The sequence below is a fragment of the Arachidicoccus terrestris genome (assembly GCF_020042345.1).
GTDB classification, from domain to species: Bacteria; Bacteroidota; Bacteroidia; order Chitinophagales; family Chitinophagaceae; genus Arachidicoccus; species Arachidicoccus terrestris.
In genome coordinates this window covers 1,988,557-2,010,551 of the sequence record NZ_CP083387.1, presented here as the reverse complement: position 1 = coordinate 2,010,551, position 21,995 = coordinate 1,988,557, and the positions used below count along the sequence as shown (strand labels likewise).

Here is a 21,995-nt window from a genome sequence, read left to right as displayed (position 1 = left end):
GAATTGATTGTCAATTGTTTATGATATCTGCAACTATTTTGTTAAGCAAGTCTAAAATGTGCCGGCAATTTCCTGGTGATCAATAGGCGAAAAGCCTAATGTGATTAACATTTTAGTTAGTTTCTGTTGATATTTTGATGGCACCTGATTTTGAATAATGGTGGCTTACTGAATTCGTAACGGTAAATTTCGCGCCAAGGATAGATCCCCTGGGATGTTACCAGGGGATTGAAACCACTAATTCTTAGAGAAACAATGACTCCATTGTAATCTCATTGTCTACGAGATTTAATTTATATTCATTATCCGCCACTCCATATGTAGTTATAAAAGTTAAGACGGTCGCTTTGCCTTTTGGCATGCCCGTCCTAAATGCGTTTATTTTTTGCTGTAAAGACTGGTTATACCGCTTGTCTATGAGAAATTGATTTACACTGAATTTTATCTCGCAAATATTGATGATGTCATCAGCGCGGTCCAGTAAAAGATCAATTTGTGCGCCGTCCGTGGCTTTGCTGCCTGACTGGTACCAGGAACAATACGAAACATTTATACCGGATATACCTAATGCTGTTTTTATTTGGTTAATATGCTTCATGCATACGTTTTCAAAAGCATATCCACACCAGGTAGTATATTGAGCCATTTGGCTGACGGTTAGCCAGTCATTCTTGCTGTAGTTCCGTTGCATAAATTTCAAATAAAACAAGGAAAATCCATCTATCAGTTGATAAAGACCTTCTTTCTTTTTCCTGTTAAAGGGCTCTGTTTTTTCCACAAATCCACTTTCTGTCAACTCTTCTAGTACATTGGAAAGACCACCTCCTGTCATTAACCTCCCGGTGGACAATAGCTCGGCTCTGGTCAGGCCCTTATTTTTTTGGGCCAGTGCTTGTATGACTTGGATGTGTCTTTCATAGTTATTGAACAGCGCTGCATAAAGGTTTTGAAATTCTCCCGCCAGCAAACCATTAGGATTAAAGCAGGCATTATTAATTGACTGATGCAGACTTTCACCACGTTTTACCACATTCAGGTAATGCGGGATACCCCCGGTTATCATATATAATTGTAATACCTGATAGTCGCTAAATCGGATATGCCTGTAATGTAGGTACTCTTTTGTTTCTTTTAAGGTAAAAGGTCGCAGTCGAATCTTTTGTGTAATTCTGTTATATAATCCTCCTTTATTATTGACTATTTTTTTTATCATCCAAGAGGCTGCGGAACCGCAAATCACGACGAGTATATCAGACCTTTCAGAAAGGTATATATTCCAAAAATAGCCAAAGGCTGAAATAAATCCGGATTTATGCGTGTCCAGCCAGGGAAGTTCATCAAAAAAAAGGACTTTCTTTCTTTTTGTTTTAAGTGTGTCCAGGCAATTGCGTAGAAGGACAAAAGCTTGTTGCCAGGTTTCAGGTCCCTGTATTTGCCTGTTTTCTGGAAACCAGAAATTAAGTTGTTGCTGGAAATTGGCGAGCTGTGTTTTCATACTGCCACCGGACTCTCCGCTGCAAACAAACTTCAAATGCTCTGAAAAGTAATTTTTTATGAGATAGGTTTTGCCTATCCGCCTCCTTCCATAAATAGCCAGCAATTCAGGCTGATTGCTTTTTAGCAACCATTCAAGGATTTTAATTTCAGCTGTTCTGCCAATAATTGTATGTTGCATAGAAAAATTATTACCTGCCAAATGTGCTAAAAAAAGTATAGATTTGGCGAGTAATAAAAGTCAGAAGGTTGCTTACGACAAATGTAATAGGATCCCTAGCTGTATAATAACAAGTATATTGGAAAGAAAAATTCTCGCTTTGTCCAGAGAGAATGTTAGCAGACAGAGCTATGGTTAATGTAGTAATGTCAACAGGCAGTGACTATAATTGAAACGGTTTACCAAGGTTCACAACGATTGAGAGACGAATTGGAGTGGATCGGATAAACGAACTGATAAGGCGAAATCATGCAACTTAGATTTTGATGACCGGAGACTGCTAAATGCCGGATTTTAATTTTGTAATCTATTTAATATTAATTAGTTATACTGGTCAATCGTTTGCTTAAATTTCTTTTTTAGCGCCCTCATAAGCAAATATTTACAATAATAATGGGTATTATTGCTACACATTGGGCGGAAGGCGTTTTAAAAGAAATGCATTTAGTAATCTGTTTAGAGGGTGCTGCAGGCATATGCCTGTGTAAGTAAACACAGTATGCATTTGTTTGAGCTCGGATCCACTTTTTTACAAAAATCTATTATATGAATGGTACAACCTATGGGAAAAGGAATGGCTCTTCCAGATACCCTGAATTTGGAGGATGGCTGCGTAAAATGAGAAGTCCCTTTTTGGGGGTCGTCTGTGGAGGAATACTCTTTATGGCGGGCAGCGCCTCAGCACAAAACCAGAAACAGGCTGATAATACGCTGAATATCGGTTTCGGCAGCCCCGATATCAGGTACGAAGAAACCTGGAACAATGCTAAAACAGGTCAGTCTGCAAACATTAACCTGGCAGATACATATACGGTCAATGCCTGGAAAGGAGAGCGTGTTGGCATGCAATTACTTGTTCAGGCGGGGAAAGAGATCTCAGACCTACAAGTGCTGCCTGGTGACCTGCGGTTAACCAATACAGGAACCGGCAATAAAGGGGTGATCAGTGCATCAGCGATCAAAACGGGATTTGTACGGTATGTGCTGTCAAATGGAGTTGGCAAATCGGGAAGCGGATGCGGTATTGACACGGCTACTCAACATCTGGCCTTTATTGTGGCAGATGGTATTGAGTACAAAAAGCGGACGTCTGTAAAGGCTGGTAAGAATCAGCCTATCTGGCTGACTTTACAGGTTCCGGCAGATGCCGCACCTGGCAAGTATAAAGGACAGCTGGAAGTCTCATATGTCGTTGCGGGTACAGATGATAAAAAGCGGGTACCTGAGAAAAAAACGCTTTCCTATAAAGTGACAGTCAATAAAAGAACATTACCGGCTCCTGCAGCCTGGAAATTTCACCTGGATCTCTGGCAGTACCCGGAATCAATTGCCAGATGGTATCATGTCAAGCCATGGTCGGAAGAGCATTTTGCCAAAATGAAGCCTTATATGAAAATGTTGGCTGATGCAGGCCAGAAAGTGATTACGACCAGTATTATTAATGATCCCTGGAATGGACAGACATATGATCCGTATACCTCTATGGTACAGTGGACGAAGAAAAAAGACGGCACCTGGACGTATGATTACAGCATTTTTGATAAATGGGTCAGTTATATGATAGCACTGGGAATCAGCCAGCAGATCAATTGCTATTCAATGGTGCCATGGCATAATACTTTTGCATATTTTGATGAGGCAAGCGGAAAGGATAAGGCTCTTGTTGCCAAGCCTGGTACAGCTGAATATAACAAATTCTGGAAAGGAATGCTGATCGATTTTGCAAAGCATCTGAAAAAGAAAGGCTGGTTTAATATAACCACCATTGCCATGGACGAGCGGCCACTGGAATCCATGGAAAAAGTAATTCAGCTTATTAAAGGACTGCCTGATCCGTTTAAGATATCACTGGCAGGCGGCTATCACCCTTCACTGGACAAGGATATCTATGATTATTGTATTCCTACCAGAGAAAAATTTGACGGTGATGTGTTAAGCAGAAGGAAGAAGGCTCATTTGCCGACAACTTATTATACTTGTTGTACAGAGGATCATCCAAATACATTCAGCTTTTCTCCGCCGGCAGAAGCAGCATTTATTCCACTGCTGGCTGCGTCCAGGAATCTGAGTGGCTATTTGCGATGGGCTTATAATGCATGGCCTTCAACGCCATGGACGGATAGTCGGTTTGGTAGCTGGTCTTCAGGGGACACGTATTTTGTTTACCCAGGCCCGGGCAGCTCCATCCGGTATGAACAGCTGATTCGCGGCATTCAGGACTTTGAGAAGATTCGTCTGATTAGAGCAAAACTGAAAGCTGACAATGATCAGGTAGGGCTTCAAAAGATCAGTCAGGTGGTAGGCGATTGCACCGTAACCTCACTCAGAGAGCAGGGGGCCTCAAAACTGGTCAGTGCCGTTGAGTCGGTTATCGCAGAATTTTAGCCGTTCAAACGGTATTGTCAGTAAAAGGCCTCATCGGTATTGCTTCTGGTAAATCGATGAAGCCTTTTACTATGCCTTAACACTGACAATCTAATTCTTATCAGGCATATTTGTCTTGCCCGGATATAGGTTGACAGTTTTTTCAGGAGGCACTGAGAATTTACAAAAAGTACTATTTGACTGGTCTATTGCTTAAACCCAAAATTATTTTGTTATAAAACAACAGAAAATAAAAAGGTCAACTCCTGCGAGAATCGAATTTGATAAGAAAGCCCCTCCTTAATATTCGAGAAGGATAAGCGACACGGAAAACGGAAGGACAGAGGAACTAAAAAAAGAGGAGATGCTTAGTTTCTCAGGCTTAATGCAAGCCCCCTACTATAAAATATAAAATCACTATTGAATAGTGCAGAATGTGCGTAGCCTTACAACATATGTTTCCGTGCTGGTTCCGCCTGCACATTCCAAATTATCAGCAAGTCGGGCAGGAGATGGCGCTCACGGAAATCAGTTACAATTGTATTCATAGTGATCCCACTCTAAGTACAAATACCCCTATTTTTAGGTCCGAAGCTCAAGTTTAATATAAATTAACTATATTGCAGTCATATAAGAAGTTGAATGCCAGAATTTAATAATAACCAGATCTCATAAAACAACATTCGACTATGGTGTTTTATTTGATTGCAAACTTGAAAACAATGAAGAGATTTGTATCATCCTTTTTGTTTATTACTGCTGCAATTGGATTAATAATCAGCTGCCAAAAAAATAGAGATGTCAGCGTCCAAGACGTAAGCAATATCACTGCCCAAGAACTATCAGTTGATTCTGATTTCAACCAATATTCAGACAATTATAATGCATTGGTAGATAGTATCCTTAAGAATTTTAATAGAGACCAAATCGAGGATCTGATTTCAAAAATTGAATTAGCAAAGACTCAAAACATGTCACTGGAAGAACAATATACTTTTCTTGCAAAGGAGTTCAAATTATCTGACAAACAAACATTAATAAAAGCCACTTAGACAATTCTTCCCAGCTATAAAAGCTTTCAGGCTCATTTTAAAGGTGGATTGACAGAAGATGTATTCGAGAAAGCAACCAAGATAAAGAACAGTAGAGATTTACAAATAAAGACTATAAGTATGCAAGAAACTCCAGAAACAGCAACAGTCGCTTCGGAGGCTGGAGGTTGGAGATATTCATTATGTGCAGCTTCTGTTGCATTTCAAGGAGGGCTACTCCTAGCGGCGTGTGAGGCTGCCTCTGGTGGCGTTGCCACCCCCTTATGCCTCGCAGGATCTGTAGCTTATGCAGCCGATGGAATTGCAGAATGTGCCGATAAATATCTATAAAAAATATGAATATGAAAGCGAAGATATATGCGTTTATTATAATAATTTATATAATTGTAATAGGCCGTTTTTTTAGGGATCAGATATTTGGTGAAACGATTGGCATTCCAGCAGTCATATACTTTTCAATTTTATTTATTTTATCTGGTTTATTTATAAAAAATTACAACCTCAAAAAGCGAAAGCGATTAACTATCTATTTGGCTGCATACACTATCATTTCGTTTGCAATTATTCTGTTTTATTTCATCCGGAAATAAAACAGAATAAGGATGCAGATATTTATAACTTTACTCACTGTGCGTTGCGCCCCTATTTTGGTCCGGCGAAATTAGATACAGGTAATTACATAAAGTCATTGATTTTTGCATTCTGGCACAAAAAAGAAAACGTTATGATCCAGAATTTAAATTAAAGGTAGCGTTTGAAGGGAGTTATTGAGAAGCCTTTAATTAGATAAGTATGGAGAAACAAAAAATATTGATATCAGGCGCAAGTATGGCCGGTCTGACCTTAGCTTATTGGCTGGATCAGTATGGTTATCAGGTGATGGTTGTTGAACTTTCGAAGGGGTTCAGGACAGGGGGTTCACCCATTGATGTACGGGGAGACGCCCTTGAGGTGGCCCGAAAAATGGGTATTCTGGATAAAATTAAGAAAAAGGAGTTTATCCATCGAGATGCAATTGTGAATGCGCAAGACGAAATTCTGGTTCAGTTTGCCCTGAATACACGAACTGAATACCTGGGAGATATTGAGATCCACAGAGATGATCTGATGGGTATACTGTCTGACAGTATTGCTGAAAAGAATGTGGAACTGATCTTTGAAAATCGACTGACAGATATCAGGCAGCATGAAGACTATGTGGATGTCACATTTAAAGATGGTCAGCAAAGAAGGTTTGATTTTGTGTTTGGTGCAGATGGAACACATTCAGCTGTAAGGCAGCTTGTCTTTGGAGAAGATTCGCGCTTTGTTAAATCATTCGGAGCATATTTTGCCACTGTCGGGATATCCGACATGAACTTTGATCGGCCCGCTGAGGGCGCGCTTATCTATCAGGAGGTCGGGAAAGCAGCTGCCTTATATCCCTATAAAGATAATATTACGGCTATGCTGGCATTTCGGTCACCGGTACTGGACTGGGATTATAAAGACATGGAACAGCATAAAGCGTTTTTAGCCGGTCATTTTGTGGATAGCGGCTGGAGAATCCCTGACATACTGCATAAAATGCTTCAGTCAGATAAGCTGTATTTTGATGAGGTTTGCCAGATTCATATGCCCCGTTGGTCTGATCATCGGGTGGCCCTGGTAGGAGACGCTGCTTATACGGCCGGATTCCCGACAGGCATGGGAACGAGCCTGGCCATGCAGGGGGCCACATTACTGGCTGAGGCCATTCACGAAACGGATGGCGGCTTCCAACGGGCATTCGTAGAGTACGATCGCAAGTTCAGACCGGCTGTCGACGCGGCACAGGCGAAGATTCTTCGCGGCCTGAATTGGTTACTGCCCCCGACGGCAGAAGATTTAAAACGTTCTGTCGATCATTTTAAATAGAGGGACGAGATCGATGGTCCTTTACCGGGGGAGTTGCAAAAATTTTAATTAAAACTTGCTCTGAACTGAAGCGGCGATTGATTTGTTTTTGTTTTGAATAGTTTATGGAAGGACTGAACATGCTCAAAGCCCAGTTCATAAGCGATTTCACTGACGGTTAACTGCGTTGTGGACAGTTTGAGTTTTGCTTTTTCAATAAGCTTTTCGTGGATATGCTCCTGAGTGCTTTTGCCGGTGAGGCTTCTCAATAAGCCGCTAAGATAGCCCGGGGAAATATTGAGCGCTTCAGCGATGGCCTGTACGCTTGGCAAACCTTCCTGGACAGATTTGCCATTTTCAAAATAGTCTTCCAGTAATTGCGCCAGCCGGTCCAGTATTTGGTGGTTCGAGATCTTTCTGGTGATGAACTGGCGTTCATAGAATCGTTTGGAATAGTTCAGCAGGGTCTCTATCTGGGATACAATAATGTCCTGACTGAATTTGTCAATATTGGTGTGATATTCCTGCTGAATATTTTTAATGAGTCCGTTAATCACCGTTTCTTCTTTTGAGGATAGAAATAGGGCTTCATTGACAGCGTAATCAAAGAAATCATACTGATGGATGTTTTTTGCAAGTGCCGTATTCCATAGAAAATCAGGATGGAAGTATAAGATCCATCCTGATCTTTCATGGCTTGGAATGGTATCTGAGAATGTTCTGAATACCTGGCTGGGTGCTAAAAAGAACATCACGCCTTCATTAAAATCATATTGCTGTTGTCCATAACCTAAATGGCCGACTCCTCTTTTAATGGCGATGGAGTAAAAATCTAAAGTGATCCATTGGCTTTTGCCTGGTTTCATAGCGGCATAATCCACCACGCTAACTAATGGATGCTCAGGCTGGGGTAATCCTCGTAGCTGATGAAGCTCACTGATGGTTTTAATGCGGAGGATATTGTTATTGGCCATATGTCAAAGGTATTAAATAGTCATTAGATGAGCATAGTGCTTTCTCACCATGGAATGGTACCCTGCTGCCCGAAGAAGCCCCCGGAGGGTCCGTCACTGGTTAATGTGGCATATTCAACAATGACCCTGGCTCCTTCTGCCGGGGTTTTGACCCCCTGATAGTTATTGAGATTGGTAGCGGTATAACCCGGGGTCACACTGTTGATTTTAAATCTTGTATGCCTTAACTGTCCTGCCAGCAGCACTGTAAATGCATTGAGCGCTGTTTTGGAAGCACTATATGCATCGTACAACTGGTAATTGGGATTTTCAGTTCCTAAATGTGTTTTAAGTGATCCTAATTCGCTGGATACATTTACAATAATCGGTAGCGTGGATTTCTGCAGCAGGGGTATAAGTTCTTGCGTCAGCTGAATGGCTCCAAAGACATTGGTATCAAATACTGCTTTTAATTCGTTTATTTCAACAACGTCTATGTTTTGTTTTTCAGTACCGGCTATGCCTGCATTATTGATCAGGACATCCAGTACTTCAATTGCTCCTTCCAGACGTTGCCTTGCCCGGCGAATGGATTGGGTATCTGTGATATCTATCTCGATGAAGGCGATATGCAGGGAGCCGGATTGATTTAACTGATCAATGGCTTGTTGGCCTTTGGCTGCATCCCTGCAGCCAATATATACAAAATAGCCTGATCTTTCCAATTGCCGGGCAGTTTCAAATCCGATGCCCTGATTCCCTCCGGTGATGAATGCTGTTTTCATTGTTTTGCTGTTAAAGTAAGCAGCAAAGCTTACTGATTAAAGATTTGGGCGAACTGCTTTGCAAATTCAGCCATTGTAACTTTGCCCCTGTATGGCTCATGTCTCTGATAGTCTTCATATAAAATTCCGCTATTCATGCTGGCGTTCATCTCCACCATGGCCTCTGCTGTTGTGGAATCCATACCCATCTGCTTAAAATTGGATAGCATCTGTTCATCTGTCATGATATTCCACCGCAGATCAGGCTGGCCGATTTCTACGCCCAGTATCCGGGCTATCTGATTACAGGTCAGCTCCTCGCTGGATATATACTTTATTTCCCTGGTTTTAAAAGGACTCAGGATCGCCTCCGCGATGGCAGCAGCAATATCCTTGGGAGAAACCCACGGTTTGCTGACATTTCCACCATAGTTAGAGGCGATTTGTCCCTGTCTTTTTATCTGGGGAATAAAGGCCAGTAAATTATAATAGAATCCCACAGGGCGCATTGTTTTAATATGTACTTCCTTCGGTAGTCTGTTATACAGCTTTTCTATCAGGTTGGCATAACACAAAAGGCCATTGCCTTTATCCATGTGAGCACCGACCGTACTCAGGATAACCACTTTTTTCACGCCGGCATGCATAATGGCCTCCTTGTAGTTTTCGACTATATTAACATATCCGTCGAGAATTTTCTGTAGCGGCTGATGGAACTCAGGAGGGGGCACCATGCAATATGCGACGTCAGCTCCGGCAAATGCCGCTTTCAGGAAGTTGGCATCATACAAACTTCCGATGGCTGCTGTAGCGCCAAGATTTTCAATTTCTTTCTGCTTTTCGGCCTTGCTGCTGATAACAGTAAGCTGTTGTTCTTTTTCAATAAGCTCAACGGCGAGAGGCTTACTGATATGGCCCGTTGAACCCGTTAATATTACTTTCATGAATATTTGCTTTGTTTAGGCAAAGGTGCATCCTGCAGCAACTGCAGATGTATCCAAATCTGCGTATCTGGTAGCCAGATTGCAGGAAAGCCAATTTTTGACTGATAAAGTAAAAATGGTGTTCCATTACGTAATTGGGTTTCTAATTATCTGCTTGACTATTAGATGGTTACGTGGCTGTTATGCAAAAAAAATCAGTATTGGCCTGAAAATTGGGATATTTGTTTAAAATTATAATCATGAAATTGAGATCTGTTTGTTTACTAGCCGTTTCGGCCATTGTTTGGATGTCACTTGTTGTTTCCTGTACCCCTTATCGTGAAGCAGGTAGAAGCGGTAAGGTTCCTCCAGGCCAGGCAAAGAAGATCTATGGCCAAAAATCGGCCAGGGATTTTGCACCCGGGCATAATAAATAGTTTTTCCTAAGGAATTTTATATAGGGTGGTTTGAATATATGTATCTTAATAAGAAAGCCCCGTCTTAATTTCTTTCAATTAAAACGGGGCTTTCTTATTAAGAAGCTTGGTAAGCTGTTCTGCCGGTTAGTTTTTTGCCGGATCTGCTCTGTCAGGCGTTAAGTCTGGCAGATAAGTTCTCCAAGTACTGAGTTTTGCAGCCAGTTTTTTTACGAGCTCCCTATGTTGGCCTGCGACATTGGTGGTCTCATATTTATCCTTATCCATATCGTATAATTCTGCATCTGTCAACTTTCCGTGGAAGTTCATCAACAGTTTCCATTTGCCGGACCGGATAGCCAAATTGGGACTATGGTCACGGCCTTTTGGATAATTGAAGGCATAGCTGTTTCTTCCATATTCCCAGTACATATCTTTATGTCTGGCCGATGGCTTTCCTAACAAGACTGAGACTCTGTTTTCTCCATCACCTTTATAATTACTGGGTAGCATTGCGCCTGTTATCGCCGCAAGAGTTGGTAAGATATCTGTTGAGTTGAGTACAGAGGCGGTGTCTGTAGCTCCTTCTGGAACGTGTCCCGGCCACTTGATTATAAAGGGCATCCTGATCCCACCTTCATATAAAGAAAGTTTGGTGCCTCTCAAGCCCGCCGCTCTGCTGCCCCTGAAACTTGGCAATGGCCCATTATCGCTCGTAAAAATGACGATCGTATTTTTATCAATACCGAGCTCCCTGAGACCGTCCAGTAGCCTGCCGATCTGTTTATCGTATTCTTTCAGGACTAATTTAAATGCCTTCTCCTGCTGGGGATTCATCGGGAACTTACCTTCATAGGCACGGTCGACTTCAGGCACCCAGGGCGTATGCATGTCATCCGGCCATAGGTTAACAAAACAAGGCTGGCCCTTATGACGCCTTAAAAAATCCAGTGTTTTATCTACAAAATACTGCGTTCTGTTCCAGCGTTTGATGCTGTCTTTATCAGACCATATCCAGTCCGTGGCGGTGATTAAAGAATCAGGATCGGGGCTTTCGTATGTACTGACGTGTTCATCAAAACCGTATTTATCAAAATTAGGCGCATTTTTGATGTCCCTGCCGCCTCCCATATGCCATTTGCCAAAATGACCGGTGGCGTAGCCTGCGGTTTTCATGACTTTGGCGATCGAAGGTGCGTTAACGTTCAGATAATTGGCCTGTTCTGCTAATCCGTTACTGCGCCGATCATTTAAAAAAGTCGTGAAGTTCCACTCCGCCGGGAACATACCTGTCAGCAGGCTTGTTCGGGATGGACTACAAATCGGAGCGGCGCTATAATATTGCGTAAACCTGGTGCCTTCAGCGGCAATCCGGTCAATATTGGGCGTGGGGACAAATTGTCCGCCAAAACAGCTGATATCGCTATAACCCATATCATCGGTCAATATGAAGATAATATTGGGTTTCTCCTGCGCTTGTACGCCGAAGAAAAAGAAAGAAAATACGAAGAGTAGCCATCTTTTTAATGAATACATAATTGAGCGTTTAAAAATAAGTTGTTTGGTTAGAATGAATAGCTGAATGGTCTTAGATCCCTGAATGCACGGCAAACTAAAGTTAGGGACTTTCTCCGAAGAATTCAATTGTTGGCGGGCTGATAACAATTTATTTGAAAGTGCGACTAAATTGTCGAAACAGATTGGAAATCAATATTTCCTCTTTGCGTAAACAGATTTCCCTTTTTGAAAAATGAAGCTTGAGAGGCAAATGTAGTTTTGCGGTTCAATGATGATGAGAATCGGTCAATTATGTATACACTTATCTTATTATTTTGCTGTACAGGTTTTTTCTGCCTGTATAACACTTCCAGGAAGGCCAGGCTTTTCAGACAAGGGCAGCTGGAGATCTGGCTGCAGTCACATCAGGCGTCCGCCAGGTTATTAGGCCTCGGATGCATTACGGGTACTTTTTTAGCGTTGATTTATACCAACGGAGCTGTCATGGGTGTATTGCATTTCTTGTTGATGGTTATGGCAGCTGCATGCTACATCGTCGCACTGGCTCCCTTCGGACTGATAAGGCGCAATCATATTCTTGCATTGGGTGCAGCCGCTTTTTTCTTGGAACTTTTAATCTTTTAGTATGCCTGCCAATAAAAAACATCTTACCGCCTCTCCCTGGCAAAGGCTGCTGAAGATAACGGCTGCCTTTATCGGAGGCTATATGGTGACCATGAGCCTTCACTTGCTATTAATGACCTTTCTGGATAAGTCAACGGTATTCATGACCATGAAGTTTTCTGTCTATATCTTATGGTGTGTATTGATGATTCTGGCATTTTTGTCAACAAACGGATGGAAGATATGGGGCATTTATTTAGGGCTTAGCCTCCTTTTCTTTTTACCTTATCTATTAAGGCTGACTGGTATATAACCTTTGTATTAATGAACTTAAGAAACTATAATATTTATTTTCATACACATACTGTCAGCGGTATTATTATTTCGCTGATTTTGTATGTGATCTTTTTTGCGGGCTCCTTTGCTTTTTTTAAGAGTGAGATCTCTAACTGGCAGCATAATACGCCTAACGCCGTTGCCCAGAAAAACCAGATTGACATGAATCGGGTTCGGGATTCTATGGCCGCTGGTATGGATTTATATGGCAGGGATCTGTATATCACCCTAAATGACCGGACCCGGCGTATGGTTGTTTCCGCGACGGTTTCTAAGGATACGACTGTAAAAGGCCGTGGGGGGTATTTTTATATGGATGCAGCCACCTTCCAAAAGAATGATTACAGGGAAAGCTACGATCTTGGCGAATTTTTATACAGGCTGCACTTTTTGGCACCATTGAATGTAATAGGAGGAAGAGGCTTTCCATTTGGGTATTATCTGGCTGGAATTGTCGCATTTTTATTCCTGTTTGCGATCATTACGGGAACCTTGGTTCACTGGAAGAAGATCGTCAGTAATTTTTATGTATTCCGGCCATGGGAGAAACTAAAGACCCTATGGACAGATATTCATACCGCACTGGGAGTGATTACCCTACCCTTCCTGTTTGTATTTGCGGTGACGGGTGCATACTATCTGATTAGCTTTCCGCTGGTCAGCCAGCCGGTGGCGGCATATCAGTATGGTGGCAGCACTGATTCATTGTTGAATGCCACCAATACCCGTATAACCCGTTATGATTTGGCCCACCGGCCCTTTCAGAAGGCTCCTGACCTGAACGCGTATTTTCAGGATGCAAGGAAAAGGATGCCGGGTGCGAAAGTCAGAAACATTGTAATCAGTAACTATGGCGATCAGAGCATGCGTATTACAGTGCATGGTACTAACCCGCATAAAAATTTTACCGGAACAGCTTCTGTGGTCTATAATGGTGTCACGGGGAAAGTAGAGCGGTTTACCCCTTTAGAGGGCCCCTCTTCCTATGATAAAGCAGTGGATAACCTTATGTATACCCTTCATTTTGGCAACTTCGGGGGTAATACTGTACGGATCCTATATTTTTTATTGGGAATCGCCGGCTGTATAGTGATTATTTCAGGAGTTATGATCTGGCTGGTCGCAAGAAAGAAGAAGAGTATCCCGGAAAGAAAACGCAGGTTTAATGAGTGGCTGGCGAATATTTATTTATCTTCTTCTGTTAGCATGTACCCTGTGACGGCTGCGGTTTTTATTGCCGTAAAATTAAATCCGGGCGGAGGAAGAGCGTTTATCTACAACTTTTATTTCTGGGTCTGGCTGGCCGTCACCATACTGCTGATACTGAGAAGAAATATTTATAAGGCCACCCGAGATTGTCTCTTAGTGGGAGGCTTGCTGGGGCTAGCCATCCCTATTGTAAATGGTTTAGTGACCGGCAATTGGATTTGGATCAGCTGGAAAAATGCCTATTATGACCTTTTATTTATAGATCTATTGTGGGTAATAATGGGTGTAACAACGCTGGTGACCTGGGTTCTATTAGTCAGAAAACAGCAGGGAAAGCTGAAAATGGCTCTGTCACTGTCTCCGAGCTGAAAATAGCATCAAATTAATTACATCTTACTGGCCGCTTGACCGTGGTCCTGACCTTATATTATCAAAATCGTAATACTAGAATTATATCATCATGTTATTTAGATCAGTAATGCGCAGCATTGTGCTATTGTTATCGCCTTTCTGTTTGCCGGTCCTGCATGCCCAAGCTCAGCAACAATCGGAAAAATCACCGACACACTTCATTAAAGGACAGGTACTCGGTCAAAGCGGAGCGCCTCTGCAAGGAGTGGCTGTCCATGTGAAAGGAACACAGCTCGGCACCCTGACAGACACTGCTGGTGCGTTTTCATTGAGCCTCCCTGCCAAAGAACAAGGGTACGCCCTGCAGTTTTCTTTTGTCGGATATAAAATGCAAGAAACTTTTATTAAAAGACTAGAAACTGATAACAAACCGGTTTACCTGCGGGTCGTGCTTGATAAGAATGACGAGTCAACTTTGGAAGATGTTTCTGTATTGGGACGTTCTGTTAATGATCTGGCCGGTAGGCAGTCTTATAATGTCACCTCTATTGATGCAAAAAAACTACACAATTCTACAATGGATATTGCCCAGGTGCTTGACAGGGTCTCCGGCGTCCGGGTAAGAGAAAGCGGAGGAGTGGGCTCTGATTTTAATTTTTCCCTTAACGGTTTCTCAGGAGGCAGGGTGAAGTTTTTTATTGACGGGATTCCGATGGATGATCTGGGCACTTCTTTCCAGATCAATAATATCCCGGTTAATTTTGCAGAAAGGGTAGAAGTGTATAAAGGCGTCGTGCCGATCTGGCTGGGATCGGATGCATTGGGCGGTGCCGTGAATATTATTACCGGTAACAGGCACGCCAATTATGTAGACGCTTCTTATTCCTTTGGTTCCTTTAATACCCATAAAACAAATCTGGCTGCTGCCATTACGGCCAAAAATGGCTTCACTGTTCAACTGAATGCCTACCAGAACTATTCAGACAATAATTATAAGGTAACGCTGGATGTAGCTGACATCAATACAGGTGCCTATAAACCCAACGCAACAGTCAGGAGATTTCATGACCGATACCACAATGAAATGGTAGTCGTTAACATGGGCTTTCTAAACCGAAAGTGGGCTGATAAGTTTTTAGTGGGTATATCGGCGGGTAAAGTTTACAGACAGATCCAGACAGGTGCCAGAATGACGTCCGTATTCGGCGCTTATCATACCCGCGGCAACATCTTAATGCCTAGCCTGAAATATGAAAAAAGAGATTTGCTGAGGGGCCTGGATGTCAGGATTCATGCAAATTACAACTTCGGGGAAGAAAAATCCATCGACACCGCCAACAGGAGATATGACTGGTATGGTAATTACAAAGAGTATGAGGGGCTGGGAGGGGAGCGGTCCAGATCCTATTTTGAATTTGGGAACAATCTTGGAATCGCGACAGCTTCGCTACAATATCATATTGCAGACAATCAGGAGCTGGCACTCAATAACGTATTTACACATTTTAACCGAAAGACAAAGGATCTGTTACTGGAAGGCAGCGACATATATAATCAGCCACAGAAAACGGACAAGAATATTCTGGGACTTAGTTATAAGTATGACCTTGGACACAAAGCAAGTGTCACCGTGATTGGTAAACACCTGCATCAACATGCCTACACCAAGCTCTCCTATAATCCCAGTGGCAACTGGGGGGATGTGGCGTATAAAGCTGTTTCAGCCAATACCGACAAAATGGGCTATGCTGTCGCTTTATCCTACTACCCGACACACAACCTGGAGACTAAACTCTCCTATGAAAAAGCAAACCGCCTCCCGGGCAATGAAGAGCTATTTGGCGATATGGTCAATCAGGAAAGCAATTTTGACCTAAAGCCTGAGTCTAGTCAAAATCTCAATCTGGGGTTCATATATAACTTTGATATAAGGGAAGATCACCGTTTTTTATTGTCTGCGACCGGGATCTATAGGCATTCAACAGACTATATCTATAATATTTTTAATAATAACCAGACCAAACTGATTGCAGCCAATCTGGATGGGGTCCGGAATATAGGTGTGGAGGCGGAACTGAGGTATTCCTATAAAAAATTATTCTCTGCAGGGGTATCTGCTACCTATCAGGACTTGCGTAATATGCAGAAATATGAGCCGGAATATGAATCTGTCAGCGTTGTATATAAAGACAGACTGCCAAATGTACCCTATCTCTATGGGAATGCCGACGCTTCGCTGTTTTTCCATGATGTTTTTGCGAAAGGTGACCATCTGACCATTGGCTATAATCTTCTGTATGTACATGCATTTTATCTCTATTGGCCGAGCAGGGGCACCCAGGAAAACAAATATGGGATACCGATGCAGTTGTCCCATGACGCCAGTATCGTATACTCTATGAAGAACGGACGGTATAATGTCGCTCTGGAAGGGCACAACCTGGCCGACAGGTTGCTTTATGACAATTTTAGCCTGCAGAAGCCGGGAAGGTCTTTTGCCGTCAAGTTCCGGTATTTTATCAGTAACAAATCGAAATAATTCAATCACATCTTAAATGAAACGGAGTACCATGAAAAGAACAAAACTCTTATTAGGCGGCTTACTGGCATTGAGTCTTTGGACAGCCTGTAGCAAATCAGATAGCCCTGTTGACGATGGTAGCGGAAATGGATCAACGGAAGGCAAGTTCGTCATTGCGGCCACGCCTGCTGCGACCGAAGGAGTAGCAGATTATCTGCTGACCGCTGACAATCTGGACGCAGGTACCCTCAGTACCGCGGGCAACGGAATTGAGCAGGATGGCTCCTGGCGATATTATACCGTCAACGGGAATCTGTTTTTCAGTATGCTGTATGGCCAGGGGAATCCCGGTGCCGTAACGGCCTATAAGCTGGATGATGCCGGTAAAATGCAAAAACTGACTAATTTTCAAACCGAGACTGTACAGGCTTTTGCACCGGTAAATGACGATATCCTGATGGTGAAAGTGTCCCGTAGCATTACCAATGAGATCTCGCACTGGTATAAGGTGAATACTGAGTCTCTGCAAATTGCCGGAGAAGGAGAGATCAATACAAAAACCTTGGCGGGTAACGGAGAAATGGCACATTTTTCCTGGATCAGGCAAGTGGGCGACAAAGTATTTGCGCCGTATTTCAGTATCAAGGCAGATGGCAAGGATGGGTTCGGGACCAATTATCCGGACAGCTCCTGGATCGCCGTATTCAATTATCCGGATATGACCCTGGATAAAGTGATTCGTGATAACAGGACCAGCTTTATCGGCGCTTATTTTACAGATGGTCTGGAAGTGGATGAGAAAGGTGACGTATATGCTTATTCTTCTCCGCAGGCGACAACCAACGGCGAGATCACTTCCACTAAGCCGTGCGCCTTTATGCGTATCAATCGTGGCACTACAGAATATGATCAGGATTATTTTTTCAATATTACTGAGAAGTCCGGCCCTTCTTATATTGGCTATAAACTGTACTTAGGTAAGGGTGTTTTTCTTTTAGGGATGACAAACCCGGATAACCCGGCCAGTGGTAAAATCGACCGTTTTGCCGTGGCCAATGTATATGACAGGGATTTTACATGGGTAACCGGTACACCGGATCCCGCAAAAATTACGAGTGTTTCTTACCTTAATAGCTACTCGCCTAAAGATGGCAATACGGGTTATGTAGGCATCACGACGAGTGACGGTAAGAGCGCAGTGTATAAGTTCGACGCGAAGGCCGCAACCGCCAGCCGTGGACTGGAAGTAGAAGGTGGCACGATCACTGCTATTAAATGGCTGCCATCCGAGGCCTAAGCTCTGTCAAAAAGCTATACCAATCTGAGATGCAAATAGGCCGTCCCACTCACTACAAGAGCAGGCTGGCCGTTTTGTTGCGTGTCTTGTATCGTCTTGTCAGGGTTAGGGTACCTGTTGCTGTTTTCTGTCTGAGACTGGTCTAAAAACGGACAGTTGATAAAGCAATTGTATCAAAAATGAACACTTTATTAAGAGTCTGTTTTGTAACAAGCTGATTGTCAGTGATTGTATTATTGGCATACTGTTTAAGGATCTTTGTGGCCACCTTTCATCAAATGGGCAAAAGCAATTTGGATCATCCATTAAAAGTAGTCCGTCATGTTCAAGACCTATCTGAAAACTGCCTGGCGCAGTCTGATCAAACATAAAGTCAACTCCATTATTAATATAACGGGCCTGGCCATTGGCCTTGCCTGCTCCATATTGATTATCCTATATGTTGTGGATGAATTAAGCTATGACCGGTTCTTCCCGGGTAAAGAGCAGATTGTCAGAGTCAATACTGATTTTAATTTTGGGGGAAGGGAAATGCGTATGGCGCAGAGCTCAGATATAATGGGGCCGACACTGAAGAAAGATTATCCGCAGGTAGAAGCTTATACCAGAATATATAATAATGACGGTGCCAGATTAATTAAAAAGGGTAATGAATACTTCAATGAGAAACGGGTTGCCAGCGTAGATTCTACTTTCTTTGATGTTTTTCAGTTGCCGGTGATTGCCGGCGATGCCAGGCATGCTTTAGATAAGCCCGGCACTGTCGTTGTGACGGCCAGTTCCGCAAAGAAGTATTTTGGAACAGTAGATGCCCTGGGCAGACGCTTAGAGGTTAAACACGGAGATTCGTTGAAGCCATTTCTGGTCACAGCTGTTATTAAAGATATTCCTGCCAATAGCCAGTTCCAGTTTGATTTTTTGTTCGATATGCAAGATGTCCAGTATAACTGGGGTGCAGCGACCAGCCATAATTTCTATACCTATTTAAAGCTTAAAAAAGGGACCGACTACCATGCATTTGAAAAGCATTTTCCCGATTATGTGCGGAAATATGTACTTCCTTACGCTGCCAGATTTATTGATGTTTCCTCGATTGGCGCTGATAAAGTAAATAAAATACTGACCTATTCCCTGATGCCCTTGACGGATGTGCATTTGCATAGCGACCGGGTATTAGAGATATCACCCGGTGGCAATATTCAGTATGTGTATATTTTTAGTGCGGTAGCGCTGTTTATTTTGTTGATGGCGTGCGTCAATTTTATTAATCTGACGACGGCCAGGTCTGGGGCCCGTGCCAAGGAAGTTGGCATGAGAAAGGTGTTTGGTACCGATAGGAAGCAGCTGGTTTTTCAGTTCCTGCTGGAATCAATCGTAATGGTCGTTGTCGCTATGGTTTTCGCGCTTTTGATCGACTTTTTCGCCATTCCCGGGTTCAATCAGCTAGCGGGCAAAAGCCTGCATTTTTCCACGCTGTTTACACCGGCGTTCCTGGTTACGATTGTCTTGTTGCCGTTATTGGTTGGTTTTATTGCCGGGATTTATCCGGCGTTTTTCCTTTCTGGTTTCAGACCGGTTCAGGTGTTAAAAGGGAAACTCAAAATGGGAGGTAGATCCGGCAAATTCAGAAATGGACTAGTGGTGTTTCAGTTTTCGATCTCAATCGTTCTGATCATTGCAACGATAGTGGTGTACAGACAGCTCCATTATATACAGACAAAAAATATTGGGTTTGTCAAAGATCAGGTGCTGATATTAAATGAGACCGGCCCATTAGGTGACCATGCTGAGGCATTCAAAAATGAACTGCTTAAAATGCCTGAGATAAAGGAAGGTACATTTAGTGCTTATTTACCGGTGTCTAACTCTTTCAGGGGCGATAACACCTATTCGACCGCACCGGTTATGACGTCGACCAATGGATTTTCCATGCAGAACTGGAAGGTGGATGAAGATTACATCAGTACCTTAGGTATGCAGTTGATAAAAGGCAGGAATTTCTCCAGGGACTTTGTCAGCGATTCGACGGCCGTCGTTATTAATGAGACAACCGCAAAATACCTGGGCGCCGGTGATCCGATTGGGAAGTATCTGTATAGCACCGACAATAAGGGCAATGTTCTTAAATATCATGTCATCGGTGTTCTGAAGAACTTCAATTATGAATCTTTGCATAGTAATATCGGGCCATTGGGGCTATTCCTGAAACGCAGCCCATATACAGCTTCCTTTAAAATCAGTACTTCTGATATTGCGGCCCTGATTGGCCGAATTAAGCATGTCTGGGAGAAGTTTGCGCCAGGGATGCCATTCAGCTATAGGTTCCTGGATGACTCCTTTAATGATATGTACCAGGCGGAGACAAGGGCTGGAACGACTTCTATCGTGTTTTCCTCTCTGGCCATATTTATAGCCTGCCTGGGCCTATTCGGGCTCGCAATGTTTGCAGTAGAACAGCGAACGAAAGAGATCGGTATTAGAAAGGTACTCGGTGCCAGTAATGTGGGGATCGTTCAATTGTTGAGCAGGGAGTTCGTATTTCTTGTGCTGCTGGCTTTCGTGATCGCTGCCCCGATTGCGTGGTTCTTTATGCACTCCTGGTTACAGGAATTTGCTTTCAGAACGAATATTGCCTGGTGGATATTTGTCGTGGCAGGAGGCGCTGCACTTTTCATTGCCCTGGTGACGGTCAGTTTCCAGTCTGTTAAAGCCGCGCTCGCTAATCCGGTGAAGGTCCTGAAAGCGGAATAGAATTACCCTTTATCTGAACGGATGACCGATCATAACGGCTATTGCAGGAAAGTTTTTGACAAACAAATGTCCGAAACTAGCTGATAAAATAAAACCCCCTGTGTTGCATAAAAAGCCACACAGGGGGTTTTTGGCGTCATGATCATTAGAAAGCCGGAGTTTTCGCCGGGAAGGATAAGCCGGCCGGCATATCGATTTAGAGTTTCGGATTCAGTAATGAATTGATTTATAAACAGATGTAGCCTGTCAATCGTTTGCGTATAATCCCGGAAAGTCTCATTTAATTTTGGAATCAATTGTTTTGTTTAGTTATATTTGTTTTCGAAAAATTTCGAACTTGGACTATTCTAGCATGTAAATGATTGTTATGGAAAGGGTTAGAGGTATAAAACCGTTCGATTCGAAATTAACAGGTTCAGATAGAAAATGCTTTATTGTGGGTTTTGAAGCCCTGGTGAAAGTTTGCCGGAATCTGCCCGTACTGGCCGGAGGTGAGAGCAGTGTTAGCGGAATATAATATTGGCATAACACTAAAACAATAATTGAGTTAAACAGATACAGGAAGTTTGCGTTTTTTAATCTCATATTATAAAGAGAGCATTGCTGCACGGACAATAAAACCGTTCCAGAGGTATAATCATTTAAAGAGGTAAAGCTGATGACCATTGATACAATGTTTATAGAGAAATTAAAGGCTGATTGCCCTAAGGCGTTTGAAACTGTTTATAATACTTATGCGCCTCAGCTCATCAACTATAGTGCCGCCCGCTTATCTTCACTGGAGGAAAGCCGGGACCTTGTTCATGATGTTTTTGTCAGTTTTTATGAGCGTCGGGCAACCCTCGACCTGAATGTTTCTGTCAGGACCTATCTATTTGCTGCTCTCAAATACAAAATGATCGACCATATCCGTAAGAATACCCATAGGAAATATTACAAGGAAATGGTGTTGTCAATGGATCAGCATACAGAAGAGAGCGTATTCGATCAGACAGTCTATAACAATCTGAATTGTATAATGGATCAGGAAGTGAGTCGCCTGCCCGGCCGGATGCGTGAAACATTTATTCTAAGCAGACAGCATCATTTGAGTGTCACTGAGATTGCTGCAGAAATGAGGGTCTCCGAACAGACGGTTAAAAATCAATTATCTACCGCTTTGAAGAAACTAAGGGTTGTTTTAAATAGGATCGCATTGATCCCATTATTAATATGGCTGTTAGGCAGCACGCTGTAGGGCGCTCTTTTTATTCTTATCAATACCTGCCGCTTTTGAGACGTTACTCGAAAAATTCGATATTTTTAATTTTTACATAGTACCTGTATAATTGTTGAACGACTTACAATA

Annotated in this window: 16 protein-coding genes; 11 read left to right on the top strand and 5 right to left on the bottom strand. The window is 42.8% G+C overall.

The window, feature by feature from the left end:
* Nucleotides 1-244: 244 nt before the first annotated feature.
* Nucleotides 245-1,675 carry an AAA family ATPase gene (locus tag K9M52_RS08065; RefSeq protein ID WP_224071549.1) on the bottom strand — a complete coding sequence of 477 codons (1,431 nt, stop codon included), beginning with the start codon at nucleotides 1,673-1,675 and terminating at the stop codon, nucleotides 245-247.
* 585 nt (nucleotides 1,676-2,260) lie between these two features.
* On the opposite strand from K9M52_RS08065, the gene K9M52_RS08060 reads away from it, so the two are divergent.
* The 3 genes from K9M52_RS08060 to K9M52_RS08050 all read left to right on the top strand — a co-directional run bounded on the left by K9M52_RS08060 (nucleotide 2,261) and on the right by K9M52_RS08050 (nucleotide 7,026).
* Nucleotides 2,261-4,099: a DUF4091 domain-containing protein gene (locus tag K9M52_RS08060; protein WP_224071548.1), complete on the top strand. Its 1,839-nt coding sequence runs from the start codon at nucleotides 2,261-2,263 to the stop codon at nucleotides 4,097-4,099.
* A 701-nt stretch (nucleotides 4,100-4,800) separates the two neighbouring features.
* Nucleotides 4,801-5,130: a hypothetical protein gene (locus K9M52_RS08055; RefSeq protein ID WP_224071547.1), complete on the top strand. Its 330-nt coding sequence runs from the start codon at nucleotides 4,801-4,803 to the stop codon at nucleotides 5,128-5,130.
* Between the two features lie 792 nt (nucleotides 5,131-5,922).
* Nucleotides 5,923-7,026 (top strand): FAD-dependent monooxygenase, encoded by a 1,104-nt coding sequence (locus tag K9M52_RS08050; protein ID WP_224071546.1) that lies wholly within the window; start codon nucleotides 5,923-5,925, stop codon nucleotides 7,024-7,026.
* 44 nt (nucleotides 7,027-7,070) lie between these two features.
* Here the strand turns inward: K9M52_RS08050 and K9M52_RS08045 are convergent, their stop codons facing one another.
* From K9M52_RS08045 to K9M52_RS08035, 3 genes are read right to left on the bottom strand one after another with little or no spacing between them, the layout of a single operon-like run.
* The gene (locus K9M52_RS08045; RefSeq protein WP_224071545.1) at nucleotides 7,071-7,979 is read right to left on the bottom strand and encodes a helix-turn-helix domain-containing protein; all 909 of its coding nucleotides are present in this window, start codon (nucleotides 7,977-7,979) and stop codon (nucleotides 7,071-7,073) included.
* A 44-nt stretch (nucleotides 7,980-8,023) separates the two neighbouring features.
* Nucleotides 8,024-8,743 (bottom strand): SDR family oxidoreductase, encoded by a 720-nt coding sequence (locus K9M52_RS08040; protein ID WP_224071544.1) that lies wholly within the window; start codon nucleotides 8,741-8,743, stop codon nucleotides 8,024-8,026.
* A gap of 29 nt (nucleotides 8,744-8,772) precedes the next feature.
* Complete coding sequence (locus K9M52_RS08035; RefSeq protein WP_224071543.1) at nucleotides 8,773-9,666, bottom strand: NmrA family NAD(P)-binding protein; 894 nt, start codon at nucleotides 9,664-9,666, stop codon at nucleotides 8,773-8,775.
* 239 nt (nucleotides 9,667-9,905) lie between these two features.
* On the opposite strand from K9M52_RS08035, the gene K9M52_RS08030 reads away from it, so the two are divergent.
* Nucleotides 9,906-10,082, top strand: coding sequence for a hypothetical protein (locus tag K9M52_RS08030; protein ID WP_224071542.1), 177 nt, complete (start codon nucleotides 9,906-9,908; stop codon nucleotides 10,080-10,082).
* 126 nt (nucleotides 10,083-10,208) lie between these two features.
* Here the strand turns inward: K9M52_RS08030 and K9M52_RS08025 are convergent, their stop codons facing one another.
* Complete coding sequence (locus K9M52_RS08025) at nucleotides 10,209-11,597, bottom strand: sulfatase-like hydrolase/transferase (protein WP_224071541.1); 1,389 nt, start codon at nucleotides 11,595-11,597, stop codon at nucleotides 10,209-10,211.
* 273 nt (nucleotides 11,598-11,870) lie between these two features.
* On the opposite strand from K9M52_RS08025, the gene K9M52_RS08020 reads away from it, so the two are divergent.
* From K9M52_RS08020 to K9M52_RS07990, 7 genes are all read left to right on the top strand, one after another.
* Nucleotides 11,871-12,203 (top strand): hypothetical protein, encoded by a 333-nt coding sequence (locus K9M52_RS08020; protein ID WP_224071540.1) that lies wholly within the window; start codon nucleotides 11,871-11,873, stop codon nucleotides 12,201-12,203.
* A 1-nt stretch (nucleotide 12,204) separates the two neighbouring features.
* Nucleotides 12,205-12,495, top strand: a complete 291-nt coding sequence (locus K9M52_RS08015; protein ID WP_224071539.1) for a hypothetical protein — start codon at nucleotides 12,205-12,207, stop codon at nucleotides 12,493-12,495.
* Nucleotides 12,496-12,506: 11 nt separating this feature from the next.
* Nucleotides 12,507-14,096, top strand: a complete 1,590-nt coding sequence (locus K9M52_RS08010; RefSeq protein WP_224071538.1) for a PepSY-associated TM helix domain-containing protein — start codon at nucleotides 12,507-12,509, stop codon at nucleotides 14,094-14,096.
* Between the two features lie 91 nt (nucleotides 14,097-14,187).
* Nucleotides 14,188-16,617: a TonB-dependent receptor gene (locus K9M52_RS08005; RefSeq protein ID WP_224071537.1), complete on the top strand. Its 2,430-nt coding sequence runs from the start codon at nucleotides 14,188-14,190 to the stop codon at nucleotides 16,615-16,617.
* 31 nt (nucleotides 16,618-16,648) lie between these two features.
* Nucleotides 16,649-17,896, top strand: coding sequence for a DUF4374 domain-containing protein (locus K9M52_RS08000; RefSeq protein WP_224071536.1), 1,248 nt, complete (start codon nucleotides 16,649-16,651; stop codon nucleotides 17,894-17,896).
* A 321-nt stretch (nucleotides 17,897-18,217) separates the two neighbouring features.
* The gene (locus K9M52_RS07995; protein ID WP_224071535.1) at nucleotides 18,218-20,647 is read left to right on the top strand and encodes an ABC transporter permease; all 2,430 of its coding nucleotides are present in this window, start codon (nucleotides 18,218-18,220) and stop codon (nucleotides 20,645-20,647) included.
* A gap of 658 nt (nucleotides 20,648-21,305) precedes the next feature.
* Nucleotides 21,306-21,884, top strand: coding sequence for an RNA polymerase sigma factor (locus K9M52_RS07990; protein WP_224071534.1), 579 nt, complete (start codon nucleotides 21,306-21,308; stop codon nucleotides 21,882-21,884).
* The last annotated feature ends 111 nt before the right edge of the window (nucleotides 21,885-21,995 follow it).